This is a genomic window from Streptomyces xanthophaeus (assembly GCF_000725805.1).
In the GTDB taxonomy this organism is placed as follows: domain Bacteria; phylum Actinomycetota; class Actinomycetes; order Streptomycetales; family Streptomycetaceae; genus Streptomyces; species Streptomyces xanthophaeus.
In genome coordinates, this window is the sequence record NZ_JOFT01000010.1 from 214,989 (window position 1) to 240,124 (window position 25,136).

Below are 25,136 nucleotides of genomic sequence, written 5' to 3' on the forward strand. Positions count from 1 at the left end.
CGGGGTTAGATTCTGCGTCAGTACGCAGGTCAGCGGCCATGGGGCCGTGATCAGGTCGGATCCAGCTAAGACCGACTCAGCCGCTCGTTTTCCTGGTCGCGCTGAGCTTCGCCTGCGCTGCGGGCAGGTGCCGCCCTCGTTCCTCGGACGACCCCTACCCTCCGCTACGGCTCAGCTCAGCCGCTCGTTTTCCTGGTCGCGCTGAGCTTCGCCTGCGCTGCGGGCAGGTGCCGTCCTCGTTCCTCGGACGACCCCTACCCTCCGCTACGGCTCAGCTCAGCCGCTCGATGACCATGGCCATGCCCTGGCCGCCGCCCACGCACATCGTCTCCAGGCCGAACTGCTTGTCGTGGAACTGGAGGCTGTTGATCAGGGTGCCGGTGATGCGGGCACCGGTCATCCCGAAGGGGTGACCGACGGCGATGGCCCCGCCGTTGACGTTCAGCTTGTCCAGCGGGATCTCCAGGTCCCGGTAGGACGGGATGACCTGCGCCGCGAAGGCCTCGTTGATCTCGAAGAGGTCGATGTCGCCGACCGTCAGGCCGGCCCGCTTCAGGGCCTGCTTGGACGCCTCGACCGGGCCCAGGCCCATGATCTCGGGGGAGAGGCCGGTGACACCGGTGGAGACGATCCGGGCCAGCGGGGTCAGGCCCAGCTCGCGGGCCTTGGTGTCGCTCATGATGACCAGGGCCGCGGCGCCGTCGTTCAGCGGGCAGCAGTTCGCCGCCGTGACCAGGCCGTCGGGGCGGAAGACGGGCTTGAGGCCCTGGACGCCCTCCAGCGTGACCCCCGCGCGCGGGCCGTCGTCCCCGGACACCACGGTGCCGTCCGGGGTGGTGACGGGGGTGATCTCCCGCTCCCAGAAGCCGTTCTTGATCGCGGCCTCGGCGAGGTTCTGCGAACGCACGCCGAACTCGTCCATGTCCTGGCGGGTCACGCCCTTGATCCGGGCCAGGTTCTCGGCGGTCTGGCCCATCGCGATGTACGCGTCGGGGACCAGGCCGTCCTCCCGCGGGTCGCGCCAGGAGGAGCCCTCGCTCTGCGCCACGGCGGCCGTACGGGCCTCCGCCTCGGCGAACAGCGGGTTGTGGGTGTCGGGCCACGAGTCCGAGTTGCCCTTGGCGAACCGCGACACCATCTCCACGCCGGCCGAGATGAAGACGTCGCCCTCGCCCGCCTTGATGGCGTGCAGGGCCATCCGGGAGGTCTGGAGCGAGGAGGAGCAGTACCGGGTGATCGTGGTGCCGGGCAGGAAGTCCATGCCCATCTGCACGGCCACGATGCGGGCCAGGTTGTTGCCCTGCTCGCCGCCCGGGAGACCGCAGCCGAGCATCAGGTCGTCGATCAGGCGCGGGTCCAGCTCGGGGACCTTGGCGAGGGCGGCCTGGATGATCGTGGCGGTCAGGTCGTCCGGGCGGACGTCCTTGAGGGACCCCTTGAAGGCGCGCCCGATGGGCGAGCGGGCGGTGGAAACGATGACTGCTTCGGGCATCGGGGCTCCAAGGGGTGCGTTGCGGTTGCGGCTGCGGTGGCGCGGTGGTCGTCGTACGGGACCGCATGCGAAGTTACCGCCCCGTACGGTCGAGGTCACCGGCCTGGGCGTGTGATGCCGGTCGCTCCGAGGCCGGCTCCGAGGCCGACCCCGCAGCCACCCCGGCCGACCCGGCCGCACCGGAGCGGGCGGCCCGGCGCCGCCCCGCCGTCACGGTCCGGCGGTGCGGGTGTCCGCGAGGCCCGCGCCCGTCCCGCCGCCCCGGTGCTCCGGCAGCTCCTCGCCCGGCACCCGGCGCCGGCGGCGGTGCTTGAGCAGGACCCAGGGCCCGCGGACCGCCGTGACCTCCGTACCCGCCTCCCCGGCCGCCGCGGACGCCGCCTTGGCCACCGGGAGCATGTCCTCGTCCCGGGAGACGTCCAGCCGGTCCGACTCCGGCCACAGCCCGAGCGCGGCGCACAGGGTCGGCAGCATGGCCATGGCGGCGGTCGCGTACCCCTCCGCCGAGGGGTGGTAGGAGTCCGGGCCGAACATCTCGCGCGGGTTCGCGGCGAACTCGGGGCCCAGCAGGTCCCCCATGGAGACCGTACGGGCGCCCAGCGCGACCACCCCTATGGTCTGCGCGGCGGCCAGCTGGCGCGAGACCCGGCGGGCCACCCAGCGCAGCGGCTGGTACACCGGCTCGATGGTGCCCAGGTCGGGGCAGGTGCCCACGACGACCTCGGACCCCGCCAGACGCAGCCTGCGCACCGCGGAGGTCAGGAGCCGCACCGACTGGGTGGGCGGCATCCGGCGGGTCACGTCGTTCGCGCCGATCATGATCACGCACACGTCCGGGGCGGGGCCGTCCCCGTCCAGCAGCAGGCTCGTCTGCCGGTCCAGGTCGTCCGACATGGCACCCGAGAGCGCCACGTTGCGCAGCTCCACCGGCCGCTCGGCCACCGCCGCCAGCCCCGAGGCCAGCAGGGCCGCCGGAGTCTGCCGGGCCCGGCGCACGCCGAGCCCCGCGGCCGTGGAGTCGCCCAGCATCCCCAGGCGCAGCGGGCCGGGGCTCTGCTCGGGCCCGGCGAAGTCGCTCCCGTACAGCCCGTCCGCGCGGGGCGGCTCCGGGAGACCGGTGCCCACCGTGCGCTTCGCGAACTGCACCTCGGCCAGTACCAGTCCCACGGCGGCGGCCCCGACCAGCCCGAGTCCGCCCCCGCCGTACGCTGCCCCCGCCGCGATCCGGCGGGCTGTTCTCGCCCTGGACACTGTTCAGGCCACCTCCTTGCTCCTTGTTGACCTACCTGCCCCGTACGTACGGTCGGCCAATCCCTTTCGGCATACTCTGGCCGGACCTCCCGGAGAACCCGTGGAGTCCCCTCCTTGGAGAACATGGTGCAATTCCACGACTCGATGATCAGCCTCGTCGGCAACACCCCGCTGGTGAAGCTCAACCGTGTGACCGAAGGCCTCCAGGCCACCGTGCTGGCCAAAGTCGAGTACTTCAATCCCGGCGGATCCGTGAAGGACCGGATCGCCGTACGGATGATCGAGGCGGCCGAGCAGAGCGGAGCCCTCAAGCCCGGCGGCACCATCGTGGAGCCGACCAGCGGCAACACGGGCGTAGGACTCGCCATCGTGGCCCAGCAGAAGGGCTACAAGTGCATCTTCGTCTGCCCTGACAAGGTCTCGCTCGACAAGATCAACGTGCTGCGGGCGTACGGCGCCGACGTCGTCGTCTGCCCGACCGCCGTCGACCCCGAGCACCCGGACTCGTACTACAACGTCTCCGACCGCCTCGTGCGCGAGACCCCGGGCGCCTGGAAGCCGGACCAGTACAGCAACCCGAACAACCCCCGTTCGCACTACGAGACCACCGGTCCCGAGCTGTGGGAACAGACGGACGGCAAGATCACCCACTTCGTCGCGGGCGTCGGCACCGGCGGCACGATCTCCGGCACCGGCAACTACCTCAAGGAGGTGTCCGGGGGCGCGGTCAAGGTCATCGGCGCCGACCCGGAGGGCTCGGTCTACTCCGGCGGCACCGGCCGCCCGTACCTCGTCGAGGGCGTCGGCGAGGACTTCTGGCCGACCGCCTACGACCCCGACGTGACCGACGAGATCATCGCGGTGTCCGACAAGGACTCCTTCCAGATGACGCGCCGGCTCGCGAAGGAGGAGGGCCTGCTCGTCGGCGGCTCCTGCGGCATGGCCGTGGTCGCCGCGCTGCGCGCCGCCGAGGGTCTGGGCCCCGACGACGTGGTCGTCGTCCTGCTGCCCGACAGCGGCCGCGGCTACCTCAGCAAGATCTTCAGCGACGAGTGGATGGCCGGTCACGGCTTCCTGGAGGAGGCCGGTCCGTCCGCGCGGATCGGTGACGTGCTGAACGACAAGGAGGGCGGCATCCCCTCCCTCGTCCACATGCACCCCGAGGAGACGGTCGGCCAGGCCATCGAGGTCCTGCGCGAGTACGGCGTCTCGCAGATGCCGATCGTGAAGCCCGGCGCCGGACACCCGGACGTGATGGCCGCCGAGGTCATCGGCTCCGTGGTCGAGAAGGAGCTCCTCGCCGCGCTGTTCGCGCAGCGGGCCTCCCTCGGCGACCCGCTGGAGAAGCACATGAGCGCGCCGCTGCCGCAGGTCGGCTCCGGCGAGCCGGTGTCCGAGCTGATGTCGGTGCTCGGCGAGGCGGACGCGGCGATCGTGCTGGTCGAGGGCAAGCCGACCGGTGTGGTCAGCCGCCAGGACCTGCTCGCCTTCCTCGCCAAGGGCGCGAAGTAACACCTGCCGTACGGGGCCGCGTGCGGCCGTCGCGCAAACGGCACGGGCCTGACACGTGACGGCAGCACCGGCTTAACACGGCTCGTGCACAGTGGGGTTGTCGGCAGGGAAACCCGGGGAACCGGGCCCGGCCGGCACCACCGAACGGCGTTGCGTACCCCGGAGCGGCTCCCGGACCACGTGGACGCCACGGACGCGGACGGCCCTGACCCGGCCGTGTCCATCGCGGGGACCGCCGTCGTCCCGCCCCCGGGCAACCGGGGTGCGGCGGTCCCCGCGCTCAGTCTTTTCCGGCTTCTCCCGCTTTCGGGGCCGAGCCGGCCGGCAAGCCGATGGTCAGGCGGAGGTGTCCCGGCCTCCGCCTGACCTGAGCCGTTTGCCCGCGTGGATGAAGTTCACACCCACGATTCCCGCCCAGGCCACCAGGAGCCCGCTGAAGTGGGCCTGGGTCGCGGCGATCGCCGACAGCGGCACCGCCAGGACCAGGGTGATGATGGCGAAGCCGAAGCGCTCGCCGAAGTTCCCGTCCGCCGTACCGGGGCGGTGCCCGTCCCGCGCGGCGGCCAGCCGTTCCTCGGCGAGGCGGCGCCGGACCTGCGTGTCGACCTTCTCGACGAACGAGTCCACCAGCGCGGACTCGTACTCCGGACCCAGCTCGCGCCGGGCGTCCAGCGTGGCGTCGAGTTCCTTCTTCAGCTCTCGGGCGTGCGCGTCCATGGCCCCACCGTAGGAACCGCCGCCCCGCGCGGGCACTGGGGCTAGCCCCCGTATCCCGCCCCCGTATCCCGCCCCGGGGCTCCCGCGTCTCGCGGAGCGGGCACCGGGCTTGCCCCGCTGCATAACCGCATGCAGAGTGCTCGGTGACTGAATAGATCACGGGGACGGAGGGGACGGGATGAGCGACAGCCCGGCCGCGCGGCTGCAGAAACTGTTCGAGGGGCACCGGCTGACGCCGACCCAGCGGCGGATCGCGCACTGCATGGTGCGCGGAGCGGCGGAGGTGCCCTTCCTGTCGAGCGTTGAGCTCGCGGAGCTGGCCGGGGTGAGCCAGCCCTCGGTGACCCGGTTCGCGGTGGCGCTCGGCTTCGACGGGTACCCCGCGCTCCGCCGCCACCTGCGCGAGGTGGCTCCGGCGGAGCGGACGGCCGAGGGGCCCGGGGACGCGTACAACGAGTACCAGCAGGCCGTCCTCGGGGAGATCGAGAACCTGCGGCAGCTCGCGGCCGCGCTCGCCGATCCCGCGCCGGTCCAGGAGGCGGGCCGGCTGCTCGCCGCCTCCGTCCCGCTGCCGGTGCTGGGACTGCGGGCGGCCTCCTCGCAGGCGCGCGGCTTCGCGTACTTCGCCGCCAAGGTGCACCCGGACGTACGGCTCCTCGACGAGGGCGGCTCGATGCTGGAGGACCGCATCGACGCGGCCCGCTACGACGGGGCCACGGCGCTGCTCTGCTTCGCGCTGCCCCGCCACCCCCGCGAGGTCGTCGACACGCTGGAGCGGGCCCGTGGGGCCGGGCTGACCGTGGTGACGGTCGCCGACTCGGCCTTCGCCCCCGTGGCCCGCCATTCGGACCTGCTGATCCCGGCGCCGGTCGGTACGGGCCTGGCCTTCGACACGGCCTGTGCGCCGATGCTGCTGGGCCGGGTCCTGCTGGAGGCCATGGCGGACGCGCTGCCGGACGCGCAGGCCCGGCTGGAGGCCTTCGACGCGCGGGCCGCCGCGCGCGGGCTGTTCGTGGAGTGAGCGGGGCGCCCCGGCCGCAGCACTGGGCCGTCTAGAGCAGGGCGTCGGGCCGGTCGCCGCCCGCTTCCGCGACGATGGCGGCCAGGGACTGTTCCGGGCGGGCCAGGGCGAAGCGGATGCCGCCCTGCGGGGTGGCCGTGAAGCCGTGGACCGCCGGGCGGGGCAGGCTGTTGTAGCCGTAGTGGGCAGTGAAGAAGTACGCCCCGGTGTCCGGGACGGCGATCAGGTCGCCCGGTGAGAGCCGGGGCAGCTCCCGGGCCGTGGCGAGGAGGTCGCCCGCGAAACAGGCCGGGCCGGCGATGTCCTGGGCCACCGGGTCGCCCTCCTTCGGGGCGCCCTTCGCGTCGTACGCCAGGATCCGCAGCGGCCAGGCCGCCGGGGCGTACACGGTACGGGTCGCCAGCTGGACCCCGGCGTGGGTGAGGGCGATCGGGCGGGCCCCGGTGGTCTTGGTGTACTCGACCCGGGACAGGACCAGGCCGTGCTTGGCCAGCAGGGACCGGCCGAACTCCGTCACCAGGCCGTACGAGCCGTCGAACAGGGCCGGGGCCGCCGCGCGCAGGGCCGCCACGTACTCCTCGTAGGCCGGGGTGTGCGCGTCCGAGGCGAAGTTCACGGGCAGGCCGCCGCCGATGTCGAGGGTGTCGACCTGGCGGCGCCCGGCCGCCGCGTTGATCTCCTCGGCCAGCGCGTGCAGCTCCCGTACGCCTTCCGCGATCAGGGGCAGGGGGACGCCCTGGGAGCCCGAGTGGGTGTGCAGCCGGGTGAGCCAGGGCCGGTCCAGGTAGGCCCGTACCAGCCAGGCGCGGGCGCCCGGGTCGCGCAGCGGGACGCCGAACTTCGAGGTGGCCGTGGCGGTGGACAGGGCGTCGATGGTGCCCGCGCCGGTCTGCGGGTTGATCCGGATCCCGATCGGGGAGGCGGGCGGGGTCGCGGACGCGGCGACCAGGGCGTCGAGGCGCTCCAGCTCCTGCCGGTTGTCGGCGTTGACGGCGATCCCCAGCGCCAGGGCCTCGCTCAGTTCGGCCGCCGTCTTGGCGGGGGAGTCCAGCACCGTCCGCAGCGGCCCCACCCCGGCCGCCCGGGCCAGGGCCAGCTCGCCGGGGCTCGCCACCTCGCAGCCGAGCCCGGCGTCGGCGAGCAGGCGCAGCACGGGGACCAGTGGGGCGGCCTTGACGGCGAAGGCGTGCAGGACGGGCGTGCCGGGCGGTAGCGCGGCCGCGAAGGCGCTGGTCAGGGCGGCGGCCGAGGCGCGGATCCCGTCCGTGTCCAGCAGGCAGACCAGCGGGGGCGCCGTGTCGGTCCCGCCGACGAGTCCCTGTGCGACCGCCGCCCGTACGGCCCGGTCCCGGCGCGCGGCGGCGCCCTGTGCATCCGTCGGCGCGTGCGCCTCTGTGGCCATGCCCGCCATCCCATCATCCGACGGCGCCGCCCGCAGCTGTTGACTGAATCTATTCAGGGCGCGAGGATGTGAATGGATTGACCAACAGCGTCAGGAGGCACCCGCCATGTCAGGACCCCGCCCCGTACGGGCCGCGCGAGGCACCGAGCTCAGCACCCTGGGATGGCAGCAGGAGGCCGCGCTGCGGATGCTCCAGAACAACCTGGACCCCGAGGTCGCCGAGCACCCCGACAAGCTGGTCGTCTACGGCGGCACCGGCAAGGCCGCCCGCGACTGGCGCTCGTACGACGCGATGGTCCGCACCCTGCAGACCCTCAAGCAGGACGAGACGATGCTCGTCCAGTCCGGCCGCCCGGTCGGCGTGATGCAGACCCACGAGTGGGCGCCGCGCGTCCTGCTCGCCAACTCCAACCTGGTCGGCGACTGGGCCAACTGGGAGGAGTTCCGCCGCCTGGAGCAGCTGGGCCTGACCATGTACGGCCAGATGACGGCCGGCTCGTGGATCTACATCGGCACCCAGGGCATCCTCCAGGGCACCTACGAGACCTTCGCGGCCGTCGCCGCCAAGAAGTTCGACGGGACGCTCGCCGGCACCATCACCCTCACCGCCGGCCTCGGCGGCATGGGCGGCGCCCAGCCGCTGGCCGTGACGATGAACGACGGCGTCGCGATCTGCATCGACGTCGACCCGCGCGCCATCGAGCGCCGCATCGAGCACCGCTACCTGGACGTGAAGGCCGACAGCCTCCAGCACGCCCTGGCCCTGGCCGTCGAGGCCCGCGACGCCCGCAAGCCGCTCTCCATCGGCCTGCTCGGCAACGCCGCCGACCTGCTCCCGCAGATGCTCGCCGAGGGCGCGCCGATCGACATCGTCACGGACCAGACCTCCGCGCACGACCCGCTCGCCTACCTGCCGACCGGCGTCGACTTCGAGGACATGGCCTCCTACGCGGCCAAGGACCCGGCCGGCTTCACCACCCGGGCCCGCGAGTCCATGGCCCGCCACGTCGAGGCCATGGTCGGCTTCATGGACGCGGGCGCCGAGGTCTTCGACTACGGCAACTCCATCCGCGGCGAGGCCCAGCTGGCCGGTTACGACCGCGCCTTCGCCTTCCCCGGTTTCGTCCCCGCCTACATCCGGCCGCTGTTCTGCGAGGGCAAGGGCCCCTTCCGCTGGGCCGCCCTGTCCGGCGAGGCCTCCGACATCCACAAGACCGACAAGGCGATGCTCGAACTCTTCCCGGAGAACGAGTCCCTGCACCGCTGGATCAAGATGGCGGGCGAGCGCGTCCACTTCCAGGGCCTGCCCGCGCGCATCTGCTGGCTCGGCTACGGCGAGCGCGACAAGGCCGGCGAGCGGTTCAACGACATGGTGGCGAGCGGCGAACTGGCCGCCCCGCTGGTCATCGGACGCGACCACCTCGACTGCGGTTCGGTGGCCTCCCCGTACCGCGAGACCGAGGCCATGCTCGACGGCTCGGACGCCATCGCCGACTGGCCGCTCCTCAACGCCATGGTCAACGTCGCCTCGGGTGCCTCCTGGGTCTCCCTGCACCACGGCGGCGGCGTCGGCATGGGCCGCTCCATCCACGCGGGCCAGGTCACGGTCGCCGACGGCACCCCGCTCGCGGGCGAGAAGATCCGCCGCGTGCTCACCAACGACCCCGGCATGGGCGTCATCCGGCACGTCGACGCGGGCTACGACATCGCGGAGTCGGTCGCGGACGAGCGCGGCGTGCGCGTCCCGATGCGCGAGGGCGACGACGCGTGAGCGAGGCCGCTTCCTTCCACACCATGTGGGCGGATCTCGCGCCCATCGGCCGCCACGCCGAGTCCGGCGGCTACCGCCGCTACGCCTGGACCGGCGCCGACGCCGACTGCCGGACCTGGTTCCAGGCGCAGGCCGAGGCGCGCGGGCTGACGTACGAGACCGACCGCAACGGCAACCAGTGGGCCTGGCTCGGCGACCCCCTCGCGGGGGACGCCGTGGTCACCGGCTCGCACCTGGACTCCGTCCCCGACGGCGGGGCCTTCGACGGCCCCCTCGGGGTGGTGTCCTCCTTCGCGGCCCTGGACGAACTCCGCAGGAGGGGCGCGGAGTTCTCCAGGCCGCTGGCCATCACCAACTTCGGTGACGAGGAAGGGGCCCGCTTCGGCCTCGCCTGCGTCGGCTCCCGGCTCGCCGCCGGGCAGCTGACCAAGGAGAAGGCGTACGAGCTCCGCGACGCCGACGGCATCGCCCTGCCCCGCGCCATGGAGGCCGCCGGGTACGACCCCGAGGCCATCGGCGCCGACCCCGAACGCCTCGCCCGTATCGGGGCCTTCGTCGAACTGCACGTGGAACAGGGCCGCGCCCTGGACCTGTCGGGGGACCGGGTCGGCATCGCCTCCGCGATCTGGCCGCACGGCCGCTGGCGGTTCGACTTCCGCGGCGAGGCCAACCACGCGGGCACCACCCGCCTCGTGGACCGGCGCGACCCGATGCTCACCTACGCGGCGACCGTGCTGGCGGCGCGGACCGAGGCGGCCCTCGCCGGGGCCGTGGCCACCTTCGGGAAGATCTCGGTCGAGCCCAACGGGGTCAACGCGATCCCGTCGCTGGTGCGCGGCTGGCTCGACTCCCGCGCCGCCGACCAGGCCACCCTCGACACGGTCGTCACCGCCGTGGAGAAGGCCGCCCGCGAGCGCGCCGACCAGGACGGCATCGACCTCGCGGTCGTCCGGGAGTCCTTCACCCCGGTCGTCGAGTTCGAGCACGCCCTGCGCGACGAGCTCAACCGCATCCTGGGCGGGTCCGTCCCCGTCCTCGGCACCGGAGCGGGACACGACGCCGGAATCCTCTCCGCGGCCGTCCCGACGGCGATGCTGTTCGTACGGAACCCGACCGGCGTCTCCCACTCCCCGCGGGAGTTCGCCGCCGAGGACGACTGCGTGGCCGGCGTGCTGGCCCTCGCCGACGTACTGGAAGGACTCGCATGCAGGTGACGGGGCACGCGGTGGCCGCGCACAAGACGTACTGGCTGGAGCACGCCTGGCTCGGCACCCACGTCGAGCCGGGCGTCGCCCTGGAGGTGACCGCCGACGGGCGGATCGGGGCCCTGCGCACCGGTGCGGACACCCCGCCGCCCGGCGCGGAGGTGCTGCGCGGCCTGACCCTCCCTGGCCTGGCCAACGCGCACAGCCACGCCTTCCACCGGGCCCTGCGCTCCACCGTGCAGGTGGGCTCGGGCACCTTCTGGACCTGGCGCGACTTCATGTACAAGGTCGCCCAGAACCTCACCCCCGACAGCTACTTCGCGCTCGCCCGGGCCGTCTACGCCGAGATGGCCCTGGCCGGCATCACCAACGTCGGCGAGTTCCACTACGTCCACCACGCCCCCGGCGGCGCCGCCTACGCGGACCCGAACGCGATGGGCGAGGCCTTGATCGAGGCGGCCGCCGCGGCCGGCATCCGCATCACCCTGCTGGACACGGCGTACCTGTCGGCGGGCTTCGGCGAGCCGCCGAGCCACCACCAGCTGCGCTTCTCCGACGGCAGCGCCGAGGCCTGGGCGCAGCGGGCCGGCGCCCTCAAGCCCCGCGAGCACGCCCTGGTCGGCGCCGCGATCCACTCGGTGCGCGCCGTGCCCGCCGACCAGCTGGCCACCGTCGCCCAGTGGGCCCAGGAGCGCGGGGCGCCGCTGCACGTCCACCTCTCGGAGCAGACCGCCGAGAACGACGCCTGCCAGGCGGCGCACGGCCGCACCCCCACCCAGCTCCTCGCCGACCACGGGGTGCTGGGGCCGCGGACCACCGGCGTCCACAACACCCACCTCACCGACGGGGACATCGCCCTCCTCGGCGGCACCACCACCGGCACCTGCATGTGCCCCACCACCGAACGCGACCTCGCCGACGGCATCGGCCCCGCGGTCCGCCTCCAGCAGGCGGGCAGCCCGCTGTCCCTGGGCAGCGACAGCCACGCCGTGATCGACCTGCTCGAAGAGGCCCGCGCGATGGAGCTGAACGAGCGCCTGCGCAGCCGCACCCGGGGCCACTGGACGGCGAACTCCCTGCTGACCGCCGCCACCGCCGACGGTCATGCGGCGCTCGGCCTGGCCGACGCGGGCCGCCTGGAGGCGGGCGCGCTCGCGGACTTCACCACGATCGCGCTGGACTCCGTCCGCACGGCGGGCGCCCTGCCGCGGCTGGGCGCCGAGACGGCCGTCTTCGCCGCGACCGCCGCGGACGTCCGGCACACGGTGGTCGGCGGCCGGCACATCGTCCGCGACGGCGCCCACACCCTGGTCGAAGACGTCCCGTCGGCCCTCGCCGAGTCCATCGCGGCCCTCCGCGGCTGACAGATACGGGGTCTGGGGCGGAGCCCCGGTTACGAGAGGAACCCATGACCACCACCGCCATCACGAACATCGGCAGCCTCGTCACGAACGACCCGTCCGTCGGGGACGGAAGCCCCCTCGGCCTCCTCCAGGACGCGACGGTCGTCATCGAAGGCGACAAGATCGCCTGGGTCGGCCCCGCCGGCGAGGCGCCCGCTGCCGACACCGCGTTCGACGCGCAGGGCCGCGCCGTCATCCCCGGCTTCGTCGACTCCCACTCGCACCTGGTCTTCGCCGGCGACCGCACCGCCGAGTTCAACGCCCGGATGTCCGGCCGCAGCTACTCCGCCGGAGGCATCCGCACCACCGTCGCCGCCACCCGCGCCGCCACGGACGCCGAGCTGGAGGCGAACCTGGTGCGCCACCTCGACGAGGCCCGCCGCCAGGGCACCACCACCTTCGAGACCAAGTCCGGCTACGGCCTCACCGTCGCCGACGAGGCCCGCGCCCTGCGCATCGCCGCCGCGCACACCGAGGAGGTCACCTACCTCGGCGCGCACATCGTCTCCCCCGACTACGCCGAGGACCCGGCGGCCTACGTGGACCTCGTCACCGGCGAGATGCTGGCGGCCTGCGCCCCGTACGCCCGCTGGGTGGACGTGTTCTGCGAGAAGGGCGCCTTCGACGGGGACCAGGCCCGCGCGATCCTCACCGCGGGAGCCGCCGCCGGACTGATCCCGCGCGTGCACGCCAACCAGCTGTCCTACGGGCCCGGCGTGCAGCTCGCCGTGGAGCTGGAGGCCGCTTCCGCCGACCACTGCACCCACCTCACCGACGCCGACGTGGACGCCCTCGCGCAGGCCGCCGCGACCACGGTGGCCACGCTGCTGCCCGGCGCCGAGTTCTCCACCCGCGCCCAGTGGCCCGACGCCCGCCGCCTGATCGACGCGGGTGCCACGGTCGCCCTGTCCACCGACTGCAACCCCGGCTCCTCGTACACGAGCTCGATGCCTTTTTGCATCGCCCTCGCCGTCCGGGACATGGGGATGACCCCCGACGAGGCCCTCTGGTCGGCCACCGCCGGCGGGGCCCGCGCGCTGCGCCGCACCGACATCGGCACCGTCACCCCCGGGGCCCGCGCCGACCTGGCCGTTCTCGACGCCCCCAGCCACGTCCACCTCGCCTACCGGCCCGGCGTGCCGCTCGTCTCCGCCGTCTGGCAGCGGGGCGTCCGGGTGGCCGGGGGCCGCTGAAGCGGCCGAAAACCGTGCGGCCGACGGGCCGCTGATCCGGGCCGTCCTTTGTCTTCCCTCCGTAAGGCCCCGGGCGTACCTTGAGCCACCAATCTGATGTGTCGTCAGTAACTTGTGGCCCGAGGGGAAGACGAAGGTGTCCGACCGGAAACGCTCCACCGCGCTCGCGCTGGCCTCTGCGCTCGCCGGATCGGCGGTACTGCTGGCCGCCCCGGCAGCGCACGCCACCGTCGTTGACGTGGCCTACGACTGCAAGACCCCCATCGGGGACAAGTCGGCCGTGTCGCCCATCGACATCAAGGCCGTCAAGGAGGGCGACGGCTACAAGCTGACGGTGTCCTTCCAGAAGGGCGTCTCGTCCAGCCCCATCGAACTCGGCAAGGGGGCGATGAGCCCCAGCGCGGTCGTCCTCGTCGACGGCGCCGAGAAGGTCTCCGTACCGGTGTCCGGCCCCTCGAACCCCGAGGCCGTGCCCGCCGAGACCCCCATCAAGATCACCGACCTGTCGGGCACCTACACGCCCAAGAAGAGCGGCAAGGTCACCTTCACCGCCGGGGTGCTCACCATCAAGGCCATGGGCACCACGACCACCTGCACCCCCGGCAACAAGCCGGGCCCCTCGCTGGAACTGGAGGTCACCGCCCCCGGCGGCGCCGCCGCCCCGCCGCCCGCGGCCGGCGCAGGCGGCCCCACCGCCCTCCCGCAGACCGGACCCACCGACTCCGCCCTCGCCCTCGGCACCCTCGGCGCCACCGTGCTGCTCTCCGGCGCCGCCGGCGTGCTCTGGCTCACCCGGCGCGGTGGGCGGGCCCGGTCCTGAACGGAGCACCCCGGCCATGCCCGTGCTCCACACCCTCAAGACCCTCAAGCGGCACGTGTTCCTCCTCGTGCCGCTGTTCGCCGCCGCCCTGTACGCGGGCTCCGCGCACCCCGCCACGGCCGACGAGCCCGGCTGGACCGCCGAGCCCGCCGCCGGGACCGCCGCCGCGCGGCCCGGCGGCGCCCGCCCGTACTTCTACCTCGCGGGCACCCCCGGCACCGTGCTGGAGGACCGCCTCGCCCTGGCCAACACCTCCGACCGGGAGCGCACCGTCACCCTGCGCGGGGCCGACGCCTACAACACCGCCGACGGGGCCCTCGCGGTACGCCCCGCCGGCGGAGCCGCGGCCGGCACCGCCGCCGGGTCCTGGATCAGCTTCGGGTCCGGGGCCACCGTGAAGATCCCGCCGCGCACCCGCGCGGTGGTCCCCTTCACCGTCACCGTGCCGCCCGCCGCCCCGCCCGGCGACCACCCCGCCGCGGTGGTGGCCACCGAAGACGGCCGCGAGGCGGGCGTACGCCTCCACCTGCGCGTCAGCGGCCCCGCCCTGGCGGCCCTCACGGTCGAGGACGTCTCCGTCCGCGGCCGCGGATCCGCCGCGGAGGTCACGTACACCCTGGTCAACCGCGGGAACGTGGCCCTCGCCCCCGAACTGGCGGTCCGCGCGGAGGGCCGCTTCGGCGAGCTCCCCGGCCGCGCCGCCCGCGCCCTGCCCCTCGAACTGCTCCCGGGCCAGCGGGTGGAGCTGACCGAGCCCTGGCCCGGCGCCCCGGTCCTCGACCGGGTCGACCTCACCCTCACCGTCACCGCTCCCGGCGGCGCCCGGGCCACCGCCACCGCCACGGCCTGGTGCGTCCCCTGGCGGATCGCCGCATGGACGGGCGCCGGGCTGCTCCTCCTCGGCGGGACCACCCTGGCCGCGCTGCTCCTCGTCCGCCGGAGGGCCCGTACGGACCCGCCGCGGGACGGGGCGGACGGCCCCGCACGGAACCACGCACCGGAACACGAACTGACGGGAGCATCCAGGTGAGTGCCAAGCCCGGCGCCGGCGTCCGACCCGGAGCCACCGCAGGGCCCGGGGCCCTCCTCGCGGCGGGCCTGGCGGCGTGCGCCCTCGCGCTCGCCCTGGCCCTGCTCCCGGCGGCCCCGGCCGCCGCCGACGAGGGCAAGCCCGCCGTGGCGCTCTCGCTCCAGGAGGCCGCCAAGGGGACGGAGCTCACCGTCACCGGCACCGGCTGGCGGGCCAAGACCCTGGTGATGCTGCTGGTCTGCGGCCAGAACATGATCGGCGGCACCAACAGCTGCGCCAACGCCGACGGGGTCGCCGTCTCGGTGGCCGACGACGGGCGCTTCACCGCCCAGCTCCCCGTGGTGGAGCCGCCCAAGCCCTGCCCCTGCGTCGTCAACGTCACCTCCGTCAACGGGGACCAGTCCACCGTCGCCGTCCCCCTGAAGGTCACCGGTCATCCCGTGGCGGAGCTGCCCGCCGCCTCCGGCACCCCGCGCCTGGCGATGCTCACCGGGGTCCGGCTCAAGGGGGAGGACGGGGTGCTGACCTGGTTCGGCGCCCCGCCGTCCCGGAAGTTCACGGTCACCGTCGGCAACCTCGGCTCGGCCCCGGTCAAGGACCCGGTCTTCCAGCTCGGCACCGCCCACGGCGTGTTCGCCCCGCTGTGGGAGGAGGTCCGTTGGAAGGGCACGATCCCGCCGGGCGGCAAGGCCGAGGTCGCCCTCGACGTGGCCCTGACGGCGGGCGCGTACGGGGACTACACGGTCTCCCTCAAGTACGGCGAGACGGTCGTGGCCACGCAGCCCTGGGGCGTGGACCGCCCGTACGGGGTCCTGCTCTTCTGGGGCCTGCTGCTGGTGGTGATCCCGGCCGCGGTCTTCCGCATCGGCATGGCCGTCGTCGACAAGGTCCGCCCGCGCCGCCCCGCGGCCCCCGGCGGCCGCCACCGCGGCGCCCGGCTCCCGGAGGCGGCAGCGGCCGTGACGGCCCGCCTGCCGCGCCTGCGGCCGGGCGCGCCCGGCGTACGGGGACCCGCGCCGGACCGCTCCGCACCGCCCGCGGAGCCCCCAGAGACCCCCACGGCGGTCCTGCCGTGGTTCACCCCGGACAGCGCGCCGGAGTCAGCACCACAGACGTCCGCACCGTCTGAGAACCGTTCGACGACGAAGGGACATTCGTGAAAACCCAACGGAGGGTGAGCGCGGCCGCGGTCGCGCTGCTGCTCGGCGGCGCGGGTATCGCCATCTCGGCTTCTCCCGCCCTGGCCGGCGAGGCCACGTACAAGGTCAAGTGCGTTCCCCCGGCGGGCGGTGGCGACCCGGTCGAGGGCGAGACCACCGCCAAGATCACCGCCCCGGCCACGGCCAAGGTCGGTGACGAGGTCGACGTGGTCTGGGAGACCGTCAAGCCCGCCTCGAACAACACGGACCTGATGGACATCCCGCAGGACGCGGTCCAGCCCACCGGCTGGATCGCGCTGGGCGGGGGAATGGGCGAGCTGAAGGTCGTCGGGGAGAAGAAGAACCCGCCGATCCCGAAGAAGGCCCCCATGGTCATGTCGCCCATGAAGGGCAAGCTGAAGCTCACCAAGGCCGGCAAGATCACCCTGACCCCCGGCAAGTACGACGTCGCCGTCTCCTTCTCCTTCGGCACGTTCACCACCAAGTGCGCCCCGCAGGGCTCGGTGAGCGCCGGGGCCACCATCGACGTATCGGCGGGCTCCAGCGGCGGCACGACCACGACCGGCGGCACCACGACCGGCGGCACCACGACCACGGGAGGTTCCACGACGACCACCGGTGGCGCCACGACCACCGGCGGCTCGGGCAGTACCGGCGGGGGCGGCGGCCAGACCGACTTCCCGGGCAAGCCCGTCGAGGTCGCCTTCGACTGCGGCCCGGTCGTCCCCGGGGGCATCAAGACCCCGGTGACGATCAACGCGAAGAAGAACGGCGGGAAGTACGACCTGACGGTCAAGACCGCCAAGGGTGCGATGGCCGCGCCCATGGCCCTGCCCGCGGGGGCCCTGAAGCCCTCGATGAACGTCAAGCTGGGCGGCGCGGACAGCGGCACGGTCAAGGTCTCCGGCCCGGCCAACGCCGAGCCGATCCCGGACAAGGGCCCGGTCAGCCTCAGTGACATGACCGGCACCTACACGCCCGGCAAGACCGGCAAGGTGACGCTGAGCCCGGACCAGCTGACGATCGACGTCACGATGGCCCCGGGCTCCGCGCCGATCAACGTCCCCTGCAAGGCGGCCAGCAGCGGCGTCTCGCTGGAACTGGACACCACCGCCCAGGCGGGCGGCTCCGGCTCGCCCTCCACCACCGGCAGCACCTCCGCCGGCCCGACCACCACCTCGGGCGGCCTCGCCGACACGGGCGCGGAGGACGACGGCGGCATCAAGGCCCTGGCCCTGGTCGCCGGCACGGTGATCCTGCTCGGCGGCGCGGTCTTCACCTTCACCCCGTGGCGCCGCCTGCGCGGCACGAGGTGAGCCGTTAGCCCGGAACGACAGGACGGCCCGGCACACCAGGAGGTGTGCCGGGCCGTCCGCCGTGCGGGGGTGCGTCAGTGGACGCTGCCCATCAGGGACTGGACCTTCTTGCGGTACGAGTAGACCGCGAAGCCTGCGAGGACCGCAGCGAGCGCCTCGAAGGCGATCACCCCGGTGCCGTTCAGGTCCACGCCCGCGATGGACAGCAGGCCGGTGGTGCAGTCACCCGCGGTGACCGCGAGGAACCAGACGCCCATCATCTGGGAGGCGTACTTCTGCGGGGCCATCTTCGTGGTGACCGAGAGGCCGACCGGGGAGAGGCACAGCTCACCGATGGTCTGGATCATGTAGATCGAGACCAGCCACATCGGGGAGACCTTGGTGCCGTCGCCCGCCATGTTCATCGGGACGATGAAGACGAAGAAGGAGCCGCCGACCAGGACCAGACCCATCGCGAACTTCACGATGGTGTTCGGCTCCTGGTTCTTGCGGGCCAGCCAGACCCACGCCCAGGCGAAGATCGGCGCCAGACCCATGACGAACAGCGGGTTCAGCGACTGGTACCAGGTGGCCGGGAAGCCGAGCCCGAAGACGGTGTCGGCGGTCTTGCCGTCGGCGAACAGCGACAGGGTCGAACCACCCTGGTCGTAGATCATCCAGAACACGGCGGCGGCGACGAAGAACCAGATGTAGGCGGTCATCTTCGACTGCTCGGTGCCCGACAGGTCCTTGTCGCGCTTGATGCGGACCAGGACGGCCACCGGGATGATCAGACCGGCCAGGGTGATCGGGACCAGCGCCCAGTTCAGGGTGTACATCCCCAGAGCGGCAACGGCACCGTAGAAGACAGCCGCCACGGCGACGACGCCGAGGACCTTGACGATGACGGCCTTGCGCTCGGCCGGGGACAGAGGGTTCGGGACGACGCTGCTGCGCGGGGCCAGGTTCTTGGTGCCCAGGAGGAACTGGATCAGACCCAGGCCCATGCCGAGCGCGGCGAGCAGGAAGCCCAGGTGCCAGTTGACCTTCTCGCCGACGGTGCCGACGACGAACGGGGCGACGAAGGCACCAAGGTTGATGCCGATGTAGAAGATCGTGAAGCCACCGTCGCGGCGCGGGTCGTCCGGGCCCTCGTAGAGGTGGCCGACCATCGTCGAGATGTTGGCCTTCAGGAGGCCGGAACCGGCCGCCACGAGGGCAAGGCCGACGAAGAACATCGCCTGACCGGGAAGGGCCAGCGACACGTGGCCGGCCATGATCACACCACCGGCGATGGCGACCGTCTTGCGGGCGCCCCAGACGCGGTCTCCGAACCATCCGCCCGGCATGGCCATGAGGTAGACCATGGCGACGTAGACGGAGTAGATCGCCGTGGCCGTGGCCATCGTGAAGGCCAGGCCGCCGCCCTGGCTGCCGGTCGCGGCCTCTGTGCCTCCGGACACCAGGTAGAGGACCAGGAGGGCGCGCATGCCGTAGTAGGAGAACCGCTCCCACATCTCGGTCATGAACAGAGTGGCCAGGCCACGGGGGTGGCCGAAGAAGGTCTTCTCGGTGGACGGGTCCGCCGAGCCCTTCGTCAGGCTGGAAGCCATGGTCGATCCTTGCTTGCTCGGGACGCTCGGCTTCGTGAGCTGAACAGCGCCCGGTGGGGGGTGGCCGGCACCGGCGACGGATGTCCCACCCCACGCCCCGGGGTCTCTTCCTCCGGGATGCCGGAGTCGAAGGGTCAGCCGTAACCGGGATCCACGCCCTGTCGCGCTCCTTCGCGCGCAGGGCCCGGCCCACAGGTCATTCACTGTCATCTGGGCCGGATAAACCGACCAGAGCAGAATTTGAGGTCTATGGCTCGCTTTTCGGCACAAAGATCCCCTGGGTAGTGCATCAGGCGTCTCGCCACCATACGACACGACACTGCGGCATATGGAAGGACTTGAGATATGGATCACAGGATTCCGTGGAACCGTTCGGCCCTATTCGAAGGTCATCGGTCCCTCGTGTGCCCAGATCCACAGGGGTATGCATGCAGGCCTCAGCTTTGAGTTCGTGCGGACTACCATCACCCACATGACGCGTGTACTGCTCGCCGAGGACGACGCATCCATCTCGGAGCCCCTGGCCCGCGCCCTGCGCCGGGAGGGGTACGAGGTCGAGGTCCGGGAGGACGGCCCCACCGCCCTGGACGCGGGACTGCAGGGCGGCGTCGACCTCGTCGTCCTGGACCTGGGCCTGCCGGGCATGGACGGCCTGGAGGTCGCCCGCCGGCTGCGCGCGGAGGGGCACGGCTTCCCGATCCTCGTGCTGACCGCCCGCGCGGACGAGGTCGACACGGTCGTCGGCCTCGACGCGGGCGCCGACGACTACGTGACCAAGCCCTTCCGGCTCGCCGAGCTGCTGGCCCGGGTCCGCGCCCTGCTCCGGCGCGGCGCCAACGAGGCCGCCCAGCCCCCCGCCACCCACGGCGTACGGATCGACGTCGAGTCCCACCGCGCCTGGATGGGCGAGGAGGAGCTCCAGCTCACCGCCAAGGAGTTCGACCTGCTGCGCGTCCTGGTCCGCGACGCGGGCCGGGTCGTCACCCGCGACCAGCTGATGCGCGAGGTCTGGGACACCACCTGGTGGTCCTCCACCAAGACCCTCGACATGCACATCTCCTGGCTGCGCAAGAAGCTCGGCGACGACGCCGCGAACCCCCGCTACATCGCCACCGTCCGCGGCGTCGGCTTCCGCTTCGAGAAGAGCTGACGCTCCCGTACCGCCACCCCGGCCAGGCCGTCCCTTTCGGATCTTGCCGGGTCCGCGCCGCCCGGAAAGATCCGAAAGAGACGACCTAGGGCATCCTCTAAGGCATGCGCCGCCGCCTCATCAACTCCACGCTCGCCGTGGTGCTCGTCGTGATCGCCGTCTTCGGGGTCTCCCTCGTCATCGTGGAGACCCGGACGATCACCAGCAGCGCCCAGGACCGGATCGACTCCGAGGCCCTGCGGCTCGTCGGCATCGTCGAGGCGAACGTCCTGGAGAGGAAACCGCTGGTCGCCGGAACCCTCGCCGAGCAGCTCGACGCCGGCCACTACGCCCGCATCGCGATCCCCGGCCGCCCGGCCGTGGAGGTCGGCAGCCGCATCGACGGCAGCGTCGTACGGGGCATCGCGCGCGGCGAACAGGGCGAGGTCGTGATCGTCGAGGAGTCCCGCTCCACGGTCACCCGCGAGGTGGTGCGCACCCTCGCGGTCGTCGGCGCCGTGTCCCTGCTGGCCGTCGTGGCGGCCGTCCTGCTCGCCGTACGCCAGGCGAACCGGCTGACGTCCCCGCTCACCGACCTCGCCGAGACGGCGGAACGCCTCGGATCGGGCGACCCGCGGCCCCGCCACCGTCGGTACGGGGTTCCCGAGCTGGACCGGGTCGCGGACGTGCTGGACTCCAGCGCGGAACGGATCGGCCGGATGCTGACCGCCGAGCGGCGCCTCGCCGCGGACGCCTCCCACCAGCTGCGCACCCCCCTCACGGCCCTGTCGATGCGGCTGGAGGAGATCACGGTCACCGACGACCTGGAGACCGTGCGGGAGGAGGCGACGATCGCCCTCACCCAGGTGGAGCGGCTCACGGACGTGGTGCAGCGGCTGCTGACGAATTCACGGGACCCCCGCACGGGCTCGGCCGTCCCCTTCGACCTCGACGAGGTCGTCAAGCAGCAGGTGGAGGAGTGGCGCCCGGCCTACCGCAGCGCGGGCCGGGCCATCGTGCGCTCCGGCAAGCAGGGCGTACGGGCGGTCGGCACGCCCGGCGCGGTCTCGCAGGTGCTGGCGACGCTGGTGGAGAACGCCCTCATGCACGGCGGCGGCACCGTCGCCCTGCGCACCCGGGTGATCGGGAACCAGGCGGTGCTGGAGGTCACGGACGAGGGGCCGGGAGTCCCGCCCGACCTCGGCAACCGGATCTTCGAGCGGGCCATCAGCGGCCGCAACTCCACCGGGATCGGCCTGGCGGTCGCCCGGGACCTGGCCGAGGCCGACGGGGGGCGCCTCGAACTGCTCCAGGCGGAGCCGCCGGTGTTCGCCCTGTTCCTCAGCCGCACCCCGCTGGAGCGTTCCGAACCGGAGACCACCACGGTCCGTTAGCAGGAGGGCAGGCCGGCGGCCGATGAGTGGCCGAGCGGGCTAGTTGTTCGCCGGGGCCGGCTCGGGCGCGGGCTGCGGCCGGGAGCCGGAGCGCGGCAGGGGAGCAGCGGCCTCGGCCGCCGGGGCCGCCGCGGGGGCGGGCAGGGCCTTGAAGACCCAGGTCCGGTAGGACCAGAAGCGGAAGACGGTGGCGGTGCCGATGCCGACGAACTTGAAGACGTTGGTCGCGAGCGGGCCGTCCCAGCCGAAGCCGTAGGTGGCGGCGTACAGCACCCCGTTCTCGATGACCAGGCCGATCGCGCTGAAGGCGGCGAACAGGGTCAGCTCACGGGTGCGGCCGCTCTGGGCGCGGTCCCGGTAGGCGAAGTACCGGAAGCCCAGGTAGTTCGTGGCGATGGCCACGACGGTGGCTATGACGCTCGCCCGCACCACCTGGAGGTCGGTGGTGTGCCGGATCAGGTTGAAGACACCCAGGTTGACCAGCACACCCAGTCCGCCGACCGCCCCGAACTTGGCGACCTCCCGCATGAGGCCGCGTACGCGATCGAGGGCGGATCCGTTCCCCGGAGTGCTCATCTGATGGTTCAGTCCCTGTCCGTCACCGCCCCCGCGCGGGGGCGTCCACAACTCGTCAACCCACACATCGTAAGTGTCCCCCCTGTGGTCCGTCTGTGCCTTCGGGCCCCGTGGGACGCACGGCACACGGGCCGATCCGCGCCAGGGGCCGTCCGGATGGCGGAATACCGCCGGATACCCTGGAGGAGTGACGTTCCCGGTAGTCGGCATGGTCGGCGGCGGACAGCTCGCCCGCATGACCCACGAGGCGGGTATCCCCCTCGGTATCAGATTCAAGATCCTCAGTGACACCCCAGAGGACTCGGCGGCCCAGGTCGTGAGCGATGTCGTCATCGGCGACTATCGCGACCTGGAAACGCTGCGCGCCTTCGCGCGCGGCTGTGACGTGATCACCTTCGATCACGAGCACGTGCCCACCGAACACCTCCGGGCCCTGGAAGCGGACGGCATCCCCGTCCGCCCGGGGCCCGACGCGTTGGTGCACGCCCAGGACAAGGGGGTGATGCGCGCCAAGCTCGACGAGATCGGCGCGCCCAGCCCCCGTCACCGGATCGTGCGCGATCCGGCGGACGCGGGCGCCTTCGCACAAGAGGTGGGCGGTTTCCCGATCATCCTCAAGACGGTGCGCGGCGGATACGACGGCAAGGGCGTGTGGTTCGTCCGCACGCCCCAGGACGCGGAGGCGCCCTTCAAGGCGGGGGTCCCGGTCCTCGCGGAGGAGAAGGTCGACTTCGTCCGCGAGCTCGCGGCGAACATCGTCCGCTCCCCGCACGGCCAGGCGGTGGCCTACCCGGTCGTGGAGTCCGTCCAGGTGGACGGGGTCTGCGACACGGTGATCGCCCCCGCCCCGAACCTCTCGGAGGAGCTGGCGGGCGAGGCCCAGGCCCTCGCCCTGCGCATCGCCAAGGAGCTCGACGTGACCGGCCACCTGGCCGTGGAGCTGTTCGAGACCTCCGACGGGCGCATCCTCGTCAACGAGCTGGCCATGCGCCCGCACAACAGCGGCCACTGGACCCAGGACGGTGCGATCACCTCCCAGTTCGCCAACCACGTGCGGGCGGTCCTCGACCTGCCGCTGGGCGACCCGCGCCCGCGTGCCCGCTGGACGGTCATGGCGAACGTGCTGGGCGGTGACTACCCCGACATGTATGCGGCGTACCTGCACTGCATGGCGCACGATCCGCAGCTGAAGATCCACATGTACGGCAAGGACGTGAAACACGGCCGCAAGGTCGGCCACGTCAACACCTACGGCGACGACCTGGACGATGTGCTGGAGCGCGCACGTCACGCTGCCGGCTACCTCAGAGGAACGATCACCGAATGAGCCCCACCTCTTCCGCAGGTCCCGTCATCGGCATCGTCATGGGCTCGGACTCGGACTGGCCGGTCATGGAGGCCGCCGCCCAGGCCCTGGACGAGTTCGAGATCCCGTACGAGGTCGACGTCGTATCCGCCCACCGGATGCCGCGCGAGATGATCGCGTACGGCGAGCAGGCCGCCGAGCGCGGCCTGAAGGCGATCATCGCGGGCGCGGGCGGGGCCGCCCACCTGCCCGGCATGCTCGCCTCGGTCACCCCGCTGCCGGTCATCGGCGTGCCGGTGCCGCTGAAGTACCTCGACGGCATGGACTCCCTGATGTCGATCGTCCAGATGCCCGCCGGGGTCCCCGTGGCCACCGTCTCGGTCGCCGGGGCGCGCAACGCCGGACTGCTGGCCGTCCGCATGCTGGCGGCCCACGACACGGAGCTGCTGGCCCGGATGCGGGACTTCCAGCAGGAGCTGAACGACCAGGCCACGGAGAAGGGCAAGCGGCTGCGGACGAAGGTCGCGGGCGCGGAGTCCTTCGGATTCGGCAAGTGAGCGCCGCGCAGCGCCTGGCCGAGGCGCGCGAGCTGCTGGCCGGCCACCCCGTCGTGGACGGCCACAACGACCTGCCCTGGGCGCTGCGCGAGCAAGTGCGCTACGACCTCGACCTGCGGGACATCGCCGAGGACCAGAGCGGCGCCCTGCACACCGACATCCCGCGGCTGCGGGCCGGCGGGGTCGGCGCGCAGTTCTGGTCGGTCTACGTGCGTTCCGACTACGCGGGTGACGAGGCGGTCAGCGCCACCCTGGAGCAGATCGACGCCGTCGCCCAGCTGATCGGGCGTTACCCCGGCGACCTGGTGCGGGCGCTGACGGCGGACGACATGGAGGCGGCCCGCACCGACGGCCGGATCGCCTCGCTGATGGGCGCCGAGGGCGGCCACTCCATCAACAACTCCCTCGCCACCCTGCGCGCCCTGCACCAGCTCGGCGTGCGGTACATGACGCTCACGCACAACGACACGATCGACTGGGCGGATTCGGCGACGGACGAGCCGCGCCACGGCGGTCTGACGGACTTCGGCCGCGAGGTCGTCCGCGAGATGAACCGCGTCGGCATGCTCGTGGACCTCTCGCACGTCGCCGCGACGACGATGCGGGACGCGCTCGCGGTCTCCGAGGCGCCGGTGATCTTCTCGCACTCCTCCGCCCGGGCGGTCTGCGACCACCCGCGCAACATCCCGGACGACGTGCTGGCGCTGCTCCCGGCCAACGGGGGCGTGGCGATGGCCACCTTCGTGCCGAAGTTCATCCTGCCGGCAGCCGTCGAGTGGACCCTGGCCGCCGACGAGAACCTGCGGGCGCACGGCTTCCACCACCTGGACACCACGGCCGCGGCGATGGCCCTGCACCGGGCCTTCGAGGCGGAGCGTCCGCGGCCGGTGGCCACGGCCGCCACGGTGGCCGACCACCTCGACCACATGCGCGAGGTCGCGGGCGTCGACCACATCGGCATCGGCGGGGACTACGACGGCACGGCCTTCACCCCGGCCGGGCTGGACGACGTGGCGGGCTACCCGAACCTGATCGCGGAACTGCTGGCGCGCGGCTGGTCGCGCGCCGACCTGGCGAAGCTGACCTGGTCGAACGCGGTCCGCGCGCTGCGCGACGCCGAAGGGGTGGCGCGGGACCTCTCGGCCTCCCGGGGGCCGTCGAACGCGGTCCTCCCGCAGCCCGGCCGGTCCCTCTAGGTGTGTTGTCCCGGGACGTTGGTGACACGCGTGCTGGGTTCTTGAAATGGGTGAGGGCCTCCGGGTTCGGTGTGGATTGCGACATCTCCACCG

The 25,136-nt window shown here is 72.7% G+C and carries 21 protein-coding genes; 15 read left to right on the top strand and 6 right to left on the bottom strand.

What is annotated here, in order from left to right:
• Window positions 1-271 precede the first annotated feature (271 nt).
• A complete protein-coding gene (locus IO30_RS0103310; RefSeq protein ID WP_031139055.1) occupies window positions 272-1,492 on the bottom strand; it encodes an acetyl-CoA C-acetyltransferase in 1,221 nt (406 codons plus the stop codon).
• Between the two features lie 210 nt (window positions 1,493-1,702).
• The gene (locus tag IO30_RS0103315; protein WP_051859468.1) at window positions 1,703-2,743 is read right to left on the bottom strand and encodes an SGNH/GDSL hydrolase family protein; all 1,041 of its coding nucleotides are present in this window, start codon (window positions 2,741-2,743) and stop codon (window positions 1,703-1,705) included.
• Window positions 2,744-2,869: 126 nt separating this feature from the next.
• Between IO30_RS0103315 and IO30_RS0103320 the strand changes: the two genes are divergently transcribed.
• On the top strand, window positions 2,870-4,255 hold the full coding sequence (locus IO30_RS0103320; RefSeq protein ID WP_031139059.1) for a cystathionine beta-synthase: 1,386 nt from the start codon (window positions 2,870-2,872) through the stop codon (window positions 4,253-4,255).
• A 336-nt stretch (window positions 4,256-4,591) separates the two neighbouring features.
• On the opposite strand, the gene IO30_RS0103325 is transcribed toward IO30_RS0103320, so the two are convergent.
• A complete protein-coding gene (locus tag IO30_RS0103325) occupies window positions 4,592-4,972 on the bottom strand; it encodes a hypothetical protein (protein ID WP_031139061.1) in 381 nt (126 codons plus the stop codon).
• 178 nt (window positions 4,973-5,150) lie between these two features.
• Between IO30_RS0103325 and IO30_RS0103330 the strand changes: the two genes are divergently transcribed.
• On the top strand, window positions 5,151-5,993 hold the full coding sequence (locus tag IO30_RS0103330; RefSeq protein ID WP_031139063.1) for a MurR/RpiR family transcriptional regulator: 843 nt from the start codon (window positions 5,151-5,153) through the stop codon (window positions 5,991-5,993).
• 31 nt (window positions 5,994-6,024) lie between these two features.
• On the opposite strand, the gene IO30_RS0103335 is transcribed toward IO30_RS0103330, so the two are convergent.
• Window positions 6,025-7,395 (bottom strand): type III PLP-dependent enzyme domain-containing protein, encoded by a 1,371-nt coding sequence (locus IO30_RS0103335; RefSeq protein WP_031139065.1) that lies wholly within the window; start codon window positions 7,393-7,395, stop codon window positions 6,025-6,027.
• Window positions 7,396-7,501: 106 nt separating this feature from the next.
• On the opposite strand from IO30_RS0103335, the gene hutU reads away from it, so the two are divergent.
• The 8 genes from hutU to IO30_RS0103375 all read left to right on the top strand — a co-directional run bounded on the left by hutU (window position 7,502) and on the right by IO30_RS0103375 (window position 17,293).
• Complete coding sequence (gene hutU, locus IO30_RS0103340; RefSeq protein WP_031139067.1) at window positions 7,502-9,166, top strand: urocanate hydratase; 1,665 nt, start codon at window positions 7,502-7,504, stop codon at window positions 9,164-9,166.
• A 23-nt stretch (window positions 9,167-9,189) separates the two neighbouring features.
• A complete protein-coding gene (locus tag IO30_RS0103345; RefSeq protein WP_031139069.1) occupies window positions 9,190-10,380 on the top strand; it encodes an allantoate amidohydrolase in 1,191 nt (396 codons plus the stop codon).
• Entirely contained in the window at window positions 10,371-11,735 is a 1,365-nt protein-coding gene (locus IO30_RS0103350; RefSeq protein WP_051859467.1) for a formimidoylglutamate deiminase, read from the top strand. The genes IO30_RS0103345 and IO30_RS0103350 overlap by 10 nt, the downstream gene beginning before the upstream one ends.
• 44 nt (window positions 11,736-11,779) lie before the next feature.
• Complete coding sequence (gene hutI / locus IO30_RS0103355) at window positions 11,780-12,967, top strand: imidazolonepropionase (RefSeq protein WP_031139072.1); 1,188 nt, start codon at window positions 11,780-11,782, stop codon at window positions 12,965-12,967.
• 136 nt (window positions 12,968-13,103) lie between these two features.
• Window positions 13,104-13,787 carry an LPXTG cell wall anchor domain-containing protein gene (locus IO30_RS0103360; RefSeq protein WP_031139075.1) on the top strand — a complete coding sequence of 228 codons (684 nt, stop codon included), beginning with the start codon at window positions 13,104-13,106 and terminating at the stop codon, window positions 13,785-13,787.
• 16 nt (window positions 13,788-13,803) lie between these two features.
• Window positions 13,804-14,817 (top strand): COG1470 family protein, encoded by a 1,014-nt coding sequence (locus IO30_RS0103365; RefSeq protein ID WP_051901819.1) that lies wholly within the window; start codon window positions 13,804-13,806, stop codon window positions 14,815-14,817.
• Entirely contained in the window at window positions 14,814-15,977 is a 1,164-nt protein-coding gene (locus IO30_RS0103370) for a hypothetical protein (RefSeq protein ID WP_031139079.1), read from the top strand. The genes IO30_RS0103365 and IO30_RS0103370 overlap by 4 nt, the downstream gene beginning before the upstream one ends.
• Complete coding sequence (locus IO30_RS0103375) at window positions 15,974-17,293, top strand: hypothetical protein (protein WP_237403452.1); 1,320 nt, start codon at window positions 15,974-15,976, stop codon at window positions 17,291-17,293. The genes IO30_RS0103370 and IO30_RS0103375 overlap by 4 nt, the downstream gene beginning before the upstream one ends.
• A gap of 74 nt (window positions 17,294-17,367) precedes the next feature.
• Here IO30_RS0103375 and IO30_RS0103380 read toward each other — a convergent pair whose 3' ends face one another.
• Window positions 17,368-18,885 carry a peptide MFS transporter gene (locus IO30_RS0103380; protein WP_031139083.1) on the bottom strand — a complete coding sequence of 506 codons (1,518 nt, stop codon included), beginning with the start codon at window positions 18,883-18,885 and terminating at the stop codon, window positions 17,368-17,370.
• Between the two features lie 472 nt (window positions 18,886-19,357).
• Here IO30_RS0103380 and IO30_RS0103385 point away from each other — a divergent pair, with 472 nt between their 5' ends.
• Both IO30_RS0103385 and IO30_RS0103390 read left to right on the top strand, forming a co-directional pair.
• Window positions 19,358-20,035: a response regulator transcription factor gene (locus IO30_RS0103385; RefSeq protein ID WP_030659823.1), complete on the top strand. Its 678-nt coding sequence runs from the start codon at window positions 19,358-19,360 to the stop codon at window positions 20,033-20,035.
• A gap of 104 nt (window positions 20,036-20,139) precedes the next feature.
• Window positions 20,140-21,408, top strand: a complete 1,269-nt coding sequence (locus IO30_RS0103390) for an ATP-binding protein (RefSeq protein ID WP_031139086.1) — start codon at window positions 20,140-20,142, stop codon at window positions 21,406-21,408.
• 39 nt (window positions 21,409-21,447) lie between these two features.
• Here IO30_RS0103390 and IO30_RS0103395 read toward each other — a convergent pair whose 3' ends face one another.
• Window positions 21,448-21,984, bottom strand: a complete 537-nt coding sequence (locus IO30_RS0103395) for a GtrA family protein (protein WP_037892911.1) — start codon at window positions 21,982-21,984, stop codon at window positions 21,448-21,450.
• 187 nt (window positions 21,985-22,171) lie between these two features.
• Here IO30_RS0103395 and IO30_RS0103400 point away from each other — a divergent pair, with 187 nt between their 5' ends.
• The 3 genes from IO30_RS0103400 to IO30_RS0103410 are packed head-to-tail and all read left to right on the top strand — an operon-like array spanning window position 22,172 to window position 25,043.
• A complete protein-coding gene (locus IO30_RS0103400; RefSeq protein WP_078904290.1) occupies window positions 22,172-23,311 on the top strand; it encodes a 5-(carboxyamino)imidazole ribonucleotide synthase in 1,140 nt (379 codons plus the stop codon).
• Entirely contained in the window at window positions 23,308-23,847 is a 540-nt protein-coding gene (purE, locus tag IO30_RS0103405; RefSeq protein WP_031139092.1) for a 5-(carboxyamino)imidazole ribonucleotide mutase, read from the top strand. The genes IO30_RS0103400 and purE overlap by 4 nt, the downstream gene beginning before the upstream one ends.
• On the top strand, window positions 23,844-25,043 hold the full coding sequence (locus IO30_RS0103410) for a dipeptidase (RefSeq protein ID WP_031139094.1): 1,200 nt from the start codon (window positions 23,844-23,846) through the stop codon (window positions 25,041-25,043). The genes purE and IO30_RS0103410 overlap by 4 nt, the downstream gene beginning before the upstream one ends.
• The last annotated feature ends 93 nt before the right edge of the window (window positions 25,044-25,136 follow it).

Excerpts from the sequence above, each read along its gene's own strand:
- IO30_RS0103310 (WP_031139055.1), bottom strand. The coding sequence starts at position 1,492 with ATGCCCGAAGCAGTCATCGTTTCCACCGCCCGCTCGCCCATCGGGCGC.
- IO30_RS0103325 (WP_031139061.1), bottom strand. The coding sequence starts at position 4,972 with ATGGACGCGCACGCCCGAGAGCTGAAGAAGGAACTCGACGCCACGCTG.
- IO30_RS0103330 (WP_031139063.1), top strand. The coding sequence starts at position 5,151 with ATGAGCGACAGCCCGGCCGCGCGGCTGCAGAAACTGTTCGAGGGGCAC.
- IO30_RS0103335 (WP_031139065.1), bottom strand. The coding sequence starts at position 7,395 with ATGGCCACAGAGGCGCACGCGCCGACGGATGCACAGGGCGCCGCCGCG.
- hutU (WP_031139067.1), top strand. The coding sequence starts at position 7,502 with ATGTCAGGACCCCGCCCCGTACGGGCCGCGCGAGGCACCGAGCTCAGC.
- IO30_RS0103345 (WP_031139069.1), top strand. The coding sequence starts at position 9,190 with ATGTGGGCGGATCTCGCGCCCATCGGCCGCCACGCCGAGTCCGGCGGC.
- IO30_RS0103350 (WP_051859467.1), top strand. The coding sequence starts at position 10,371 with ATGCAGGTGACGGGGCACGCGGTGGCCGCGCACAAGACGTACTGGCTG.
- hutI (WP_031139072.1), top strand. The coding sequence starts at position 11,780 with ATGACCACCACCGCCATCACGAACATCGGCAGCCTCGTCACGAACGAC.
- IO30_RS0103365 (WP_051901819.1), top strand. The coding sequence starts at position 13,804 with ATGCCCGTGCTCCACACCCTCAAGACCCTCAAGCGGCACGTGTTCCTC.
- IO30_RS0103380 (WP_031139083.1), bottom strand. The coding sequence starts at position 18,885 with ATGGCTTCCAGCCTGACGAAGGGCTCGGCGGACCCGTCCACCGAGAAG.
- IO30_RS0103385 (WP_030659823.1), top strand. The coding sequence starts at position 19,358 with ATGACGCGTGTACTGCTCGCCGAGGACGACGCATCCATCTCGGAGCCC.
- IO30_RS0103390 (WP_031139086.1), top strand. The coding sequence starts at position 20,140 with ATGCGCCGCCGCCTCATCAACTCCACGCTCGCCGTGGTGCTCGTCGTG.
- IO30_RS0103395 (WP_037892911.1), bottom strand. The coding sequence starts at position 21,984 with ATGAGCACTCCGGGGAACGGATCCGCCCTCGATCGCGTACGCGGCCTC.
- purE (WP_031139092.1), top strand. The coding sequence starts at position 23,308 with ATGAGCCCCACCTCTTCCGCAGGTCCCGTCATCGGCATCGTCATGGGC.